Origin of the sequence: Acidithiobacillus marinus, from assembly GCF_002847505.1 — a bacterium.
GTDB lineage: Bacteria > Pseudomonadota > Gammaproteobacteria > Acidithiobacillales > Acidithiobacillaceae > Acidithiobacillus > Acidithiobacillus marinus.
Genome location: NZ_MXAV01000006.1, coordinates 83,806 through 97,305 on the forward strand (window position 1 = coordinate 83,806; position 13,500 = coordinate 97,305).

General features: G+C 52.7%; 11 protein-coding genes and 1 pseudogene. 8 read left to right on the forward strand and 4 right to left on the reverse strand.

The genetic code is table 11. The annotated features are described in order from the left end of the window. Positions 1–7: 7 nt before the first annotated feature. On the reverse strand, positions 8–466 hold the full coding sequence (locus tag B1757_RS02615; RefSeq protein WP_143484196.1) for a hypothetical protein: 459 nt from the start codon (positions 464–466) through the stop codon (positions 8–10). 86 nt (positions 467–552) lie between these two features. After that, complete coding sequence (locus tag B1757_RS02620) at positions 553–1,269, reverse strand: ATP-grasp domain-containing protein (protein WP_253253669.1); 717 nt, start codon at positions 1,267–1,269, stop codon at positions 553–555. A gap of 352 nt (positions 1,270–1,621) precedes the next feature. Between B1757_RS02620 and B1757_RS15310 the strand changes: the two genes are divergently transcribed. The 8 genes and pseudogenes from B1757_RS15310 to B1757_RS02650 all read left to right on the forward strand — a co-directional run bounded on the left by B1757_RS15310 (position 1,622) and on the right by B1757_RS02650 (position 11,572). Then, positions 1,622–1,768: a hypothetical protein gene (locus tag B1757_RS15310; protein WP_158025114.1), complete on the forward strand. Its 147-nt coding sequence runs from the start codon at positions 1,622–1,624 to the stop codon at positions 1,766–1,768. Positions 1,769–1,923: 155 nt separating this feature from the next. After that, complete coding sequence (locus B1757_RS02625) at positions 1,924–2,226, forward strand: hypothetical protein (protein WP_101536840.1); 303 nt, start codon at positions 1,924–1,926, stop codon at positions 2,224–2,226. 44 nt (positions 2,227–2,270) lie between these two features. Then, the gene (locus B1757_RS02630) at positions 2,271–3,284 is read left to right on the forward strand and encodes an IS30 family transposase (protein WP_101536841.1); all 1,014 of its coding nucleotides are present in this window, start codon (positions 2,271–2,273) and stop codon (positions 3,282–3,284) included. Positions 3,285–3,583: 299 nt separating this feature from the next. Then, positions 3,584–4,669 (forward strand): hypothetical protein, encoded by a 1,086-nt coding sequence (locus tag B1757_RS14995; protein ID WP_141565700.1) that lies wholly within the window; start codon positions 3,584–3,586, stop codon positions 4,667–4,669. Positions 4,670–4,892: 223 nt separating this feature from the next. Continuing rightward, positions 4,893–9,539, forward strand: a complete 4,647-nt coding sequence (locus tag B1757_RS02635; protein ID WP_010637450.1) for an RHS repeat-associated core domain-containing protein — start codon at positions 4,893–4,895, stop codon at positions 9,537–9,539. A gap of 60 nt (positions 9,540–9,599) precedes the next feature. After that, entirely contained in the window at positions 9,600–10,127 is a 528-nt protein-coding gene (locus B1757_RS15000) for a hypothetical protein (RefSeq protein ID WP_141565701.1), read from the forward strand. Between the two features lie 565 nt (positions 10,128–10,692). Beyond that, positions 10,693–10,992: pseudogene (locus tag B1757_RS15975) on the forward strand (efflux RND transporter permease subunit); the annotation flags it as partial. 22 nt (positions 10,993–11,014) lie between these two features. After that, positions 11,015–11,572, forward strand: coding sequence for a hypothetical protein (locus tag B1757_RS02650; RefSeq protein ID WP_172437567.1), 558 nt, complete (start codon positions 11,015–11,017; stop codon positions 11,570–11,572). A 174-nt stretch (positions 11,573–11,746) separates the two neighbouring features. Here the strand turns inward: B1757_RS02650 and B1757_RS15005 are convergent, their stop codons facing one another. Together B1757_RS15005 and B1757_RS02655 are read right to left on the reverse strand one after the other, a co-directional pair. Beyond that, entirely contained in the window at positions 11,747–11,908 is a 162-nt protein-coding gene (locus B1757_RS15005) for a COG4705 family protein (protein WP_253253671.1), read from the reverse strand. Positions 11,909–11,974: 66 nt separating this feature from the next. Next, entirely contained in the window at positions 11,975–13,495 is a 1,521-nt protein-coding gene (locus B1757_RS02655; RefSeq protein ID WP_101536842.1) for a Do family serine endopeptidase, read from the reverse strand. Positions 13,496–13,500 lie beyond the last annotated feature (5 nt).

Below are 13,500 nucleotides of genomic sequence, written 5' to 3' on the forward strand. Positions count from 1 at the left end.
ACATCTTCTATGGCCAAGACAAAACCCGAAACGGGTCTTGCTTGGGCTGCAGATCTTTGGAAAAGGGCTTTATGGCCTTCATGATCTGGTCCAACGTGACTGGATAACCGCCCCACACATCAGCGCCCATATCCATACTTCCCGGTAACGGCTGCATATTGCCATGCACATGCCCATAAAGATGCAAAGCGCCGTGCCACATGCCCGGCCATTCGCGCATCGGGTAGTGGCAGAGGAAAACCTTGTAGTCATCCACATGCGTCATTGCCAAATCCTGCACTGAGGACCAACCGTGGACACCTTTGACCGTATCGTGATTGCCCACAATCAAATGTTTGGTTCCATTCAGGTGAGAAAGCAACTGGCTGACCTGTTTGGCGGGTTGCAATGAAAAATCGCCTAAGTGATACACGGTATCATCCGGCTTCACGACGCTGTTCCAGCGCCGCATTAAATCCTTGTCCATGTCTGCTGTCGAATCGAAAGGTCGGCTGCAATATTTCATGATATTCTTGTGACCAAAATGGCTGTCACTGGTGAAGAAGGTAGGCATTATTTAATTACCGCCAAAATACCCGCCATTTCTACCCATCGGGCCTGTAACAATTTCAAATAATTCCATGGTGAACACGTCCCTTTATAGAAGCCCAAGGCCCACCCATCATTGATTTCCACCAGATACGTTTTTCCATCAATGGCAGACACCCCAATATCCAAACCATATCCAGCGGGCGCAAAACCGCTGTCTTGGTAAATCTGGATCATCTGGTTGATAGCTTCCAGATTCCATACTGGATCATCTTCGCCATCGTCATACCGTCCTAATCCCAAAAGTTCACCAGCGCATACATACACCCGATGTTCGGCCACAAAATCATGCCACGGCATCAACCAGACACGGGTATCAAACACCCATAAATCTTCTTCCAGCTTAGTTTGCCACGGCTTTACATGCCAACGCTGGCCAGTCTTATTTACCATGATTTCTTGCGCTTGTCCCCAATGATACAAGGCCGCTTTTTCGGGCATGAACGATTGCAGGCAATTCGGGTAATCCACTGGCTCAGGGGTATGGATACCCTGATGAATCATAGCTGCACGGCAAAACTCGACTGATCCCACCGGCATCCAGCCGGATTGCGGCAGCGTCGGTATCTCGTCGATGCTCGCCGTTTTGACAGGTCCGTCATGCCAGGTCTTAGCAACGAATGTTTCTTCTTGGCTATATTTGCGCTGCGTAATTATGGTCTGCATTTTAAGAATCTCCAATCTCTTGTTCGCTCAGTGATTTTAGGGCGCGATTCACAGCTTCCAGATCGACTGAACCCTTACCCAATTTTCGGGGTATTCGTAATTTGTTGTGTATGGCCCCAGATTTTCCGGGAGATGTCCACGTTCCAAAGTCGCAATAACTTGTGTATGGGCGAGCGCGTGTCCAATGTTCAAAATCGTAAAATCCTGTGTATTGTCTGAGCGTTTTTCTGAGTGCAGTGGATGGTCCATGTCGAACAGGACGTGAACTGCAGCCCCTGACTGTCACAAAAAGTTCATTTGCATTTTTCTGAGGATCGTCTATCTTTCACTCAAGTCATTGACAAGGTTAACGTAAGGAGAAGCTTATATGCCCAGCCATCCGAATGCCGCACTGCTCAACGAGGCTCACCATCCCTTTCCGGAACTCCTGATCCCTCAAGGAGGACCGGGGGATGCTGAAATCTCCGATGGAACAGTGGATAAGCGGGGCGGCCGCGAGGCGCAGACGATCTGATGCGAGGTAACTCTGATCAGAAACTTGCATGGTCTTGTGGAGCCCGTGTAGCTAGATAGTGATGCATCAGGAGTTTATCCAGAAGTATTGCGACAACTGAGCGTTGTGCGGAAAACGTGTAAAATGCTGAATGTATTTTAAAAGGAGAATGTTTCATGAGTGTCACAACAGAAGAGCAAACAGTTTACAACGAGATTTTGACCAGTTTGTACGGAAACAGGCTCGGCCAAACACCAAGCCAGATTAACAGTCAGGTAATCGTTGATGTGAATACGGTTCTGCAATCCATTGTTAAATGTTCAGAGGCATTGGGGGCCACCAAGCCGTTGCTGGATTTGCTCACACCAGAAGCAACATCATCAGCCTTCATCAAGGCGGTTTTGAAGATAGGTTACGAAGAAGTTAGCAACTGGCTTGGTGTTGTGAATGGCAACGAGGAATATCAGGGAGCGCTCTAAAATGAAGTGCAACACCTCTGGTCGAAGGCAGACGGAGGTGAGAGATGGCCAGAAAATACAGGCAATTGATGCCCGATCAGCGAAACCAGATACAGCGTGGATTGAATCAGGGGCTGAGTATTCGTGGCATTGCCAGGCAGTTGGGCCGAAGCCCTAGCACGATCAGTCGGGAGATTCAGCGCGGTCGTGTGGAAGAGACCTATGACGCCGTATGCGGTCGGGAAGAAGCGCAGAGGCGCCGACGCAAGGGAGTCAGGAAGTTGACTGAAGGTTCGCCTTTAACCCTCGCGGTGACACACGCTATTCTGCAAAGGAAGTGGTCACCGGAGCAGATAGCGGGGAGGTTGCGGATGGACTATCCCGAAGACAAACAGTGGCACGTCTCTCATGAGACTATTTACCAGTTTATCTATGCCCACCCGGCGGGTGAACTGCGCAAGACATTGATTGCAGGGCTGCGCAGAGGGCACAGCAAACGCAAGCCCCGCACACGAGGTAAAGACCGTCGTGGCGGGATCACGAACATGCGCTCGATCCGTGAGCGCCCGGAGGAAGCACAAGCCCGCGAAGTACCCGGTCACTGGGAAGGCGACCTGATCAAGGGGGCATTCAATGCCAGTGCTATTGGCACGTTAGTGGATCGTAGCAGTCGCTTCGTCATCCTCGCGCGAGTGGAGGATGCTACGGCAGAGGCGATCCTGGAAAGCTTTACGCGGCGTTTGCGTACGCTGCCCAAGAGCTTCCGGCAAACGCTCACCTATGATCAGGGCCGCGAAATGGCTCGGCATCAGGAACTGGAGCGAAATACGGGCATACGTGTTTATTTTGCTGACCCACATAGCCCCTGGCAGCGTCCGACCAATGAAAATACGAATGGCCTACTGCGTCAGTATTTCCCCAAGGGCACGGACTTATCCGAATATTCACAACGGCGTTTGACTCAGGTGGCGGAGGAACTCAATAACCGGCCCAGGAAATCCTTGGGATTCCAAACGCCAGCCGAAGTGATGGCACGGCAAATCAGGGAGTTAAACTGCGGTGTTGCACTTCAAACTTGAAACCGCCCAGACCTGCATCACAGTAGCTACTGCAGATTGGGAGGACGCTATCGAGATAGCACTTCTTGGGGTAGGGTAAAAGAACTTGGACAACCCGCTCATTTTGGTATTTCAAGCTATCGGAAGGTTGCTTACGCAACTGTGCTTCTATACAAACAGTTGCAGCTTTCGGACATTCCTTGTAATTGCCGGATTCACATCTCTACTCGTCGGAATATCAACTGGGGTGTCAATATTATCCCTGTTTGGTGGGTTGTCTTGTATTTTTGGACTAATTGGTCATTTCATTCATATCAGAAATGGCCGGTAAGAATCACCGAATCGCCGCGACCATTGGTATTCTATTGGCGGCTAGCATTCTCTCTAGCGCAGTTGCGAGCCAAAATCAAGAAAGTCTAAGTTATTTTACCTGCTTATTTGGCAACGGGTTGGGTCAATATCAGGTGCAATCTTTTGAAATCCATCGTTCTGGAACAGTGACGTTAAATGCTATTTCCAGATGGGTGCGTGGTAACCCGCAAAATGTCGCAGTAGCAGGAAACCAGGTTTTTGTAAGTAATGCGGCAGCACGGACTGTTGCGCAATTTTTAGTATCGAACTCTTCTATTGCGTCTTTGGTGTCAGAGAATGTTCCTTACTCTCCATGGTTCTTGGTTCCATTTCGTCGCTACATTTTCTCGTCATCACTTTTGGGATCTACAATCTATCGTATCGAGTTCAGGCTGGGCAAGCCTTGCGCTGTTAAAAAATTCGATATCCATAATATGGCAATTTCAGGAATGCGACTTGTTTATCTAAAGAGTGGCCCACAATTGTTTTTAACCTCTGCCATCGGTGATGACCATATTCTTTTGCCATTGCGAAGCTTAGCAAGAAAAGCCTATCGTTCGAGTTATAGTCGTCCCGTTAATAAAGGCCGAATGCTCTGGTTGGTGTCATCCATTACGAACCGCAAAGTATTACTTTCAGGAATTTCTTTACAGACGGGCAACCAAATACAGTCTAGATCACTAAGAGCGGCAAATGTAAAGGGTGCTAAAATCATTTGCGGCGGAAGAATTGTCTACACTATAAGCACCAACGGGGCATTGAATGTTTATCATGTGACAAATGACGGTGGATACCGTTTGGTTCAGAGTCTTCCTTCCAAGATTTTGCGTGGCTGTGATACCATGACGATATCAGGTAATTATATGATGGTGGCCCAAGGTGGTTTTCATCAAATTGAGATATATGCAATTGCTCCCCACGGAAAGCTTGTGTTCATCGGCAAAAAGTCAACAGGGGCAAATCGGTATTTGATCGCTATTACTAGCCCATTACATCTATTTGGGAATTCATGTACCAAGCATGGCAAGCGTATTCGACGTATTCATAATTTTTGATTTTTGGCTAAAGCTTGTTCGTTGGTCATCTCCGCTTTGGAATGACTGTGCAATATCTTGTTTTTGACGATTCTTATGTTTCCCCAATGCTCGGCAAGTCCATCCATGATCGCCGGTTAACGATGTCTTGGTTGACTGTCACAAAAAGTTCATTTGCATTTTTCTGAGGATCGTCTATCTTTCACTCAAGTCATTGACAAGGTTAACGTAAGGAGAAGCTTATATGCCCAGCCATCCGAATGCCGCACTGCTCAACGAGGGTCATCACCCCTTTCCGGAACCCCTGATCCCTCAAGGAGAACCGGGGGAAGCGGAAGCCTCCGAACTTCAGGCCGCCATCACTGCATGGGAACGCAGCGGGCGGCCTGATTCGTTTGCGGCGCTGGAAACGTTTGTTGGGCAGCACCCGGATTCCGCATGGGCAATAGCCGTGCAAGCGAACCTGGGCATCCTTGCGGTGGAACAGGCGTGTTTTTCCGTTGCGCTCCGTTGGCTCGAACAAGCGTTTCTCGCCGGTCAGGATGTGCAGGAGACGCAGATGAGGTCCTTGGTGGACCGGACGTTAGGCGAATTGCTCAGGCTGTCCGCCAGACTGGGGGATGTGACGGCGCTCGACCGCTGGCTGCGGATTGCGGATACCCGTTCGATGCGGGGAGCCGCTACCGAGGCCCGCACGGCGGCACGAATCGCGTTGTGGAGTCTGCGTAATCAGACGGGTGTGGCGCACCGTTGCGGTGCAGCCGCCCTCAAGGGAGTGTTGCTGGCGAAAGAACCATCACCGGCCCTGCCGATCCTGAAAACCTTGGAAAGTGCCCGCTCCGGTATCGATGGGCTGAACCTTCTGGATCTGGAGCAATTGGCGACAGAGGTTGGCATCGTCTTGCAGGCGGTGCATCGGGAGGATGCGAAAACGCCGGTTACCACGCCCGCTGTTGTGCATTGGAAGGTGGGCCACTTTGCCACGCTCCTGGATTATCGGGACGGTCGCTATCTTCTTCGGGACAGCGTGTTCCCCAATGACCGCTGGATTGCGGAGGATACGCTAGATAGCGAAGGCAGTGGGTTCTTTTTGGCATCAACCGTCGCGCCGGGATTCCGTGCGGCCACCCCTGAGGAGAAGACTGCCACTTTCGGGCGCGGGTATGTGTCGGGGCAGCAGCCCGGGGCGAACAAGAAAGAGTCCACAAAGGTACCCACCAAGCCCCAGAAGTGTACCGGTATGGCGACCTACACTGCTTACGCCGCCACGGTGTCCCTGGTGATGGAAGACATCCCTTTGGGGTACACCCCGCCCAAGGGACCGGCTATTGCTCTGGAGATGACCTACGCGCAGCGGGAAGACAGTCAGCCGGCCAATTTCCCCTTTTTCAATTTTGGTCCCAAGTGGAACAGCAACTGGCTGGCGTGGATTCAGGACATCCCCGGCGATCCTGGCAACAATGTGAGCCGCGCGATTCCCGGCGGTGGCACCCAATATTACAGTGGCTACGACAGCGCGACCGGCCAGTTCACGCCCCAAACCGACAATGGCGCGGTCCTGCAATTGGTGAGCGAGACCCCGGTACGTTACGTGCTCACCAAGGCCGACGGGAGTCAACAGATCTACGCCCAGAGTAACGGGGCAACGAGCGGTACCCGGTATGTGTTGCTGTCAGAGTTGCGCGACGCCTCTGGCAACACCGTAAGTCTCAGTTACGATGGCGAACTCCGTTTGACGGAGATCACAGATGCCCTGGGTCAGAAGACCGCCTTCACCTATGGTGACCCCAAAAACCCTCTCCTCGTTACGGCAGTTACCGATCCTTTCGGGCGCTCGGCGCGGATCGCCTACGACGATACCGGGCGGCTCGTATCCATAACCGATGTCATGGGTATGGTGTCAGGTTTCGCCTACGACAGTGGCGATTTCATCGAGGCCCTGACGACGCCTTATGGTAAGAGCACGTTCCAGTACGGAGAAGATGGCACCACCCTCTGGCTGGAGATGACTGATCCCCTGGGAGAGACGTCTTATCTCAAATTCACCCAGAACGCGCCCATCGAGTTCAGCGATCCTATCGCCCCGTCGGGGATGAACCTGTTCAATGCCTATCTCATGGACCGCAATTCGTTCTTTTGGGACGCCCACGCCTACGCCCACGGCGGGGTGGATTACGCCAATGCGCACCTCTACCACTGGCTGCATTGGGAACCCAACACCAGCCTTTCTTCGGATGTGATAGAAAGCCAGAAAGATCCGCTCACCCGCCGGGTGTGGTACAACTACCCCGGCCAGGTTTGGGGCGGGGCGACGGGTACCCTGAATCTTCCCTCGATCATCGGGCGGGTACTGGAGGACGGAACCACCCAGCTCACCCAGATTGGTTACGGAGCTTATGGGCACATCACGAGCTTCACCGATCCTGCCGGACGCGAAACCTTTTTTACCTACGCGCCGAATGGCGTCGATCTCATCGAGGTGGCCCAGAAAACCGCTAGTGGCCAGGACGTGCTTTTTCAGGCGACCTACGACCATCGCCACTTGCCCCTGACCATCACCGATGCCGCCGGCCAGCAGACCACCTTTACCTACAACGATGCCGGCCAGCCCCTGACGGTTACCAATGCCCTGGGACAAGTCACGACCTACCGCTACGATACCCAGGGCTACCTGACGGAAGTCGTCAACGCCAACGCCGTGACCGCCCTCCGCTTTGCCTATGATGCCTATGGCCGTGTCGCCAGCGTCACCGATGCCGAGGGCTACACCTTGGGATTCCAGTACGATGCGCTCAATCGGCTGACCGAGGTGCGTTATCCCGATGGCACGACGCGGACCTACGGCTACGACAAGCTGGATCTCGTGAGCCAGACCAACCGTCTGGGCGAGACCACTCGGTACGCCTACGATGCGGTGCGTCGCCTCATCGCCGTCACCGATCCCGTGGGTCGCGTCACCCGTTACGGTTATAACGAAGCGGGTTATCTCACCACGCTGACTGATCCGGCCGGTAACGTCACCACCTGGGAGCGCGACATCCAAAATCGTGTGACGGCGAAAATTTACGCCAATGGCACCAAGGAAACCTATACCTATGATCCGGCCACGGGGCAATTGGCCACCGTGACCGACGCCATGGGCCAAGTCAAAACCCTCACCTACACCATCGATGAGCGGGTGAGCGAGATCGCCTATACCGATACTCTGGTGGACACCCCCAACGTGTCATTCACTTACGGTGAGGATTACCCCCGCATCAAGAGCCGTACCGATGGGATCGGCACGACCTTTTACGCCTACAATTCCGTCGGCGAGTTTGGGGCAGGGCAGGTGGGGCAGGAAACGACCCCCCACGGTGCTATCGACTGGGAGTACGACTCCCTGGGCCGCAAGGTCAGTCGCCGTGTCGGCGACGTGGTGGAGAGCACGGAATACGACTTGATTGGCCGGCTTCTCTCGATCACTAACCCCTTAGGCAGTTTCCAGTACGAGTACGCCGGGCAGAGTGACCTGCCCACGGCGCTGCTTTCCATTGGCGGAGTCCTGGACACCTATTTCCGCTATGGGCCGCTCAACGAATCCCGGCAACTGCGGGCGATTCACCACAACGCGCTCTTTCCCTTGCAGGTCATGGATTTTCTGTACCAGAGCGATCCGGAGGACCGGGTGGTGCAGGCGACGGACATCGGGGGGCAACTCATTCCGCAATACAAGTCCTACCAATATGACGCGGCTGGACGCCTGACCAATGAAGCCGCGTACCCTGGTGGAGTAACGAATTATCGCTACGACCCAGCGGACAATATCACTTCGATGCAGGCCCCCGAAGGCTCTTGGACAGCCAGCTACAACGACGTGAACGAGATCGTGGAGCGAAACGACCGATCGTATTCCTACGATGCCAATGGGAATCTGACCAGCGATGGGGTTCGCACCTATACCTGGGACGCTGAGAACCGCCTTGTGGCTATCGCTTATATGGATCAGCCCGAGAAGCATAGTCAATTCCAATACGATGGCCTGAATCGCCGGGCGATCATGACGGAGACAAACGGTACGGTCAGCGAGACCACGACTTTCCTGTGGGATGGAACCGAGTTGTTGCGCGGGCAGACCGGGGCGGAGGCCACCTGGTATTACAAGCAAGGTGAGATCCACGGCAGCCGCAAGCTGTACTATGTGCGGGATCGCTTGGGTTCCGTGCGGGAGACGGTTGGGGAGGATCACGTCGTTAAGGCGCGGATGAGTTACACGCCCTATGGGGTGACCGAGACGAGGCTGCCGCCATTCATCGGCAAGGCCTCGGATTACCGGTATGCCGGCTTGTTCTTCCACGAGCAGAGTGGGCTGTATCTGGCGGTGTTCCGGGTTTACGATCCGGAGGCGGGGCGGTGGATTAGTAGGGACCCAGTAAATCTAACCATATTGGACAATAAATACACCTACTCCGATAACAATCCATCAAATTATTCCGATTATGCCGGACTACTTGTTACGAACAGATTGCTTCCTGGTTCACAACTATATTATGACCCGGTCCTACATCAAGCATTCTATGCTCCTCCTTATGCCAGCTTCAGATTGGAGTCGTGGTATGCATCTCACGCACCTTGGTGGGCTATATTTCCAGCGTTGTGGCACGGTGGAACTTTCGATTATCAGCGGCCAATACCGAACAAGCCAAACATAAATTATACGCAGTATGTGTGCGCCGCAAATTATGGAGTTGGAGTCTATGAGCGTTCAGAAGGGATACCTGAGTTGATAGCGATTCTTGGAAATGCCGCTGTGCTTGCGTTGCATCCGGGAACATTCTTGCAAAGATTCAAGGCAGACGAACCGCTTTGGAGTGCCGGATACAAAGGTGGTGCGTTTGTTATAGGAAAATAATTCAGTATTCACGTTGTAGCTTCTGATGCATCAAAATAAACTACGAGGTGATACGGCATTGTGACTTGGTACGCAATCTACAAAAGGGTAGAAAACCGTGGTCAAAGCGATATCGAAGTTAAATACGGCTTTTCATATCCTGCATTTTTCTTTACATGGGTATGGGCGCTATCAAAACGGCTCTACGCTGTAGCATTTGTGTCTTTTCTTTTTGGTCCGTTAACACCGTTATCCATCGTTTTTTGTATCCTCTCAGTGATGCCGCCAATGTTATGGGTACCAACCGGAAGCAAAAATCTTGAATCTTTTGTGGTGAATGCGGTGCCATTGTTGTCTGCATGGACTGTGCAGGTGACTATGGGTTTCTGTGGGAACGTTATGTACCGGAAAAAGCTGAAAAAAAGCAGCTTTATTTGCACAACGGCCGTTTGCCGTAACCGCAGTATCTCTCAGTGTTACAAACCTCATATTTTCAGACAAATAGTCATCTTTGCAAAAAGCATGAACTATTCCGGCCTTGTTCCCGGTGTGTTGTTGTCTGTCGTTGTGTTGTGGCTGGCTGTTCATGATCTGTTCCCGGTTGGATAGACGCTCATGACTGAAATTCTGCAGCTTCCTAAACTCCCTATCCGCCACGTCCAGGATCTCGGTGATCATTACCAGGTCGCGGCGAAAGGCGACAAATTTCTACTGCTTGCCCCACCCGCTATAGTGCGCTTAATCGCCGTGGCTGCCCACTTCAGACATGCGCAGATACATCCATGCACGGCATGCGTGTCCTCATCCAGATCGATCGTAAACGCTATCGCCGCAAAGTCTGCGGCAAAACTGGGTTCAAGCTAATAAGGGCCATGGACACCAAATGGTTGGCGATTACTCGATACGCCCCTGTTGCCGACAGTTCTGGTGGTCAATAGTGATTAGGCTACTTTCTCAACTCCAATCTCAAGAATCCTATCGCCGCTTCGTCTACGACGATGCAACAGGGCATGAGATCGTCCCCGGCTATACGGTTCAGGGTAACCCCACCATTGGCTATGGCCGCAATCTGATCGCCCAAGGGATATCCGAAGAGGAAGCGCGCGTTCTTTTGGAACGGGACGTCGCGCGAGCTTGGCACGAAGTGCGCGAGCATTTGCCCTGGGCGGAGAGCCTTTATCTGGACGAGGCTCTGCAGCATCGGCGGGCCCGCGATGCCTTGCAAAACCGGCACGATCTGCAGCTGGCGATCATGGAGGGAAGTATGCTCCGCCTGCGCCCGCTGGCCATGACGTTTACCCTGGTCGTTGTGGGCCTGCTGCCCATCATGCTCAGCGAGGGCACAGGCGCTGATATGATGAAACGGATTGCAGCACCTATTATCGGCGGCATGTTGAGCGCAACGCTGCTAGCCTTGCTCGTTATCCCTGCTCTATATGCCTTATGGCAACGGCGTCGTCTAAGATTGCGGTAATACTCAGAAAAGGAGAAATGTCATGGACAGAAGACAGTTGTTGAAGTCGATATTGTCGGCACTGGCTATAGCAGGTTATGTACAGGCAGACCGGGCTAATGCTTCTGGTATGGGCAGCATGATGGGAAACATGATGGAGGGTAATGACCATGACCACGAAGGCATGCGTGCCATGATGTCACCGGAGAATCGTGGACCCATGCGTACCGGGATGGAGTTGTTCCAGGTGCATGCAGAGGTGCATCGCAAAGTAACTTTTTTGCCCAATGGGATACACGCGGTCACGATTTCAGCCGTACCACATACAGTTGCTTTACTCCAGGCACATGTGACCCAGATGTATCAGCGCCTGGCGGAAGACCAACCTTTCCCCTATCCGGCCAGTCGAAGCGTTCCCGTCATGTTTGCTCATCCAACGCTATACCAGCGAAAACTGGACTATCTCAAGGATGGGGTGGCGGTGACAGAAACATCATCAGATCCGGAAATGATCCAGGTGATTCATGCCCACGCGCGTGAAATTACGCGCTTTGTCAAAGAGGGCATGCCTGCGATGATGCGGGGAATGATGTCCTCATGAGATGCAGGGATGCGGGCTCAATATTTCAGACTGTTTTGGATTCAAAAAGCGTGAAATTTTGCCGGAGTCCATATCCTTCTCTATACTGAGCCATTCCGAATAGTGAACCTTACGGTCGGACTCCAGCTATATCTCCATCATGAAGAATCTGTAGATGGACCAATTGCCTAAATTTCAGTTGGGATCATCTACTCTGTAAATTATCAAGTAGATGAGCAGCATCAGAATAACCAGTGTTAGCGATATGCTCACCGGGCCCGTACCCAGACCAAGGCCACCGAACTGAAGGGGTTTGTCTGTCCAATCTGCGAAAGAGGCTCCCAATGGTCTTGTCACTGTGGATGGAAAGAGTCTTTGTCCATTTTAGTTTTTGGGGCAACACGAGTGCAGAGGTATCATGTGCTAGTCCTTTGCCAGGGTAATGACCACATAGATGCTCGCTTTACCCTGACGGACCAACATGGGAATGGGTTGATCTTTGGGCAACCCGGCGACAATACGCGCCAGGTCGCTGACATTTTGGACATCGTGCTGATTGATCTGCTGAATGATCATTCCGGGCATGAGTCCCGCCTCCGCAGCCGGGCCTTCACTGACGCCCACCACCACGACACCATGGTGAACATCCAGTTGTTTTTCAATGTCTGGAGTCAGATTTTGAACATGAATATCCATCCGGCTGATTTTCAGGGTCTTTGCAGGCGCTGCCGGTTGGGTACTGCTGGGCTGTTCATCCATGTTTTTCGGCAGGGCGGTGACCAGAACATTTTTGGTTTCCGCGACGCCATGATGAAGAATGCCGACGCTGGCATGGGTACCCGGAACCGTGTTGCCGACCATGGGCGGCAGTTGGCCGACGTTGTAAACCGGTTTGCTGTCATAGGTCACAATGACATCACCGGGCTGAATGCCAGCTTTGGCAGCGGGGCTGCCCGGCATCACTGAAGCCACGAGGGCGCCGACCGGTTCCTGAAGATGCAGGGCTTGGGCCATTTGCGGCGTGACATCCTGCACTTCGACACCCAGGTACCCGAACTGAATGGGTTTATGGTCCTTGAAGTCCTGCACCACGCGCATGACGGTATTGATGGGGATGGAGAAAGACAATCCCATGTATCCGCCGCTATTGGTATAAATCTGATCATTGATGCCGATCACCTGGCCTTTCATGTTAAAGAGCGGGCCACCGGAGTTGCCGGGATTGATCGGTACGTCACTCTGGATGAAAGGAATGTATTCATCATCAGGCAGCGGCCGGTTCATGGCGCTGACTACCCCCTGGGTGACGGTATTGTAAAAACCGAAAGGCGCACCTACAGCCAGCAACCACTGGCCGACTTTCAGGTTATCAGAATTGCCGATGGGAACCGTGGGGAGATCCTTGGCATCAATTTTCAGCAGGGCCGTGTCGTAGCGTACTGAAAGTCCAATCAGTTTGGCTGGATAGGCATGATGATTGGTCAGGGTGACGACAATATGATTGGCACCCCGTACTACGTGACCGGCGGTGACAATGTAACCATCCGGGCTGATGATAAATCCAGACCCCAGAGATTGAATTTTTTCGTGCTGCTGATGGCTGGGACCAGCTTGTCCGGGTGCGCCGAAGTGCTGAAAAAACTGGTAAAAAGGAGAGTTTGGCGGAAACGGATTGTTCTGCTGGTGAATGACTTTATTGGTGGTGCTGCTGATGTTGACCACTGCCGGACCATAACGGTCAATGATGGGGGTAAAGTCGGGAAGGGCAACCAGCGCCTGTTGGGGTGCGGTGTTGGTGTTGATGGATAAGGCGGGTGCACTAGGGGTGGCATCGGCCTGTGCCCATTCAGTGGCACCCAGGGTAAAACCAAAGCACGCAGCAACAACAGCAGTAATCAGTAGTTTCGGGCGTTTCAACAGGGTTTTCGGGCGATTATTCGCCATAGGAC

Excerpts from the sequence above, each read along its gene's own strand:
- B1757_RS02615 (WP_143484196.1), bottom strand. The coding sequence starts at position 466 with ATGGACAAGGATTTAATGCGGCGCTGGAACAGCGTCGTGAAGCCGGAT.
- B1757_RS15310 (WP_158025114.1), top strand. The coding sequence starts at position 1,622 with ATGCCCAGCCATCCGAATGCCGCACTGCTCAACGAGGCTCACCATCCC.
- B1757_RS02625 (WP_101536840.1), top strand. The coding sequence starts at position 1,924 with ATGAGTGTCACAACAGAAGAGCAAACAGTTTACAACGAGATTTTGACC.
- B1757_RS02630 (WP_101536841.1), top strand. The coding sequence starts at position 2,271 with ATGGCCAGAAAATACAGGCAATTGATGCCCGATCAGCGAAACCAGATA.
- B1757_RS14995 (WP_141565700.1), top strand. The coding sequence starts at position 3,584 with ATGGCCGGTAAGAATCACCGAATCGCCGCGACCATTGGTATTCTATTG.
- B1757_RS02635 (WP_010637450.1), top strand. The coding sequence starts at position 4,893 with ATGCCCAGCCATCCGAATGCCGCACTGCTCAACGAGGGTCATCACCCC.
- B1757_RS02650 (WP_172437567.1), top strand. The coding sequence starts at position 11,015 with ATGGACAGAAGACAGTTGTTGAAGTCGATATTGTCGGCACTGGCTATA.
- B1757_RS02655 (WP_101536842.1), bottom strand. The coding sequence starts at position 13,495 with ATGGCGAATAATCGCCCGAAAACCCTGTTGAAACGCCCGAAACTACTG.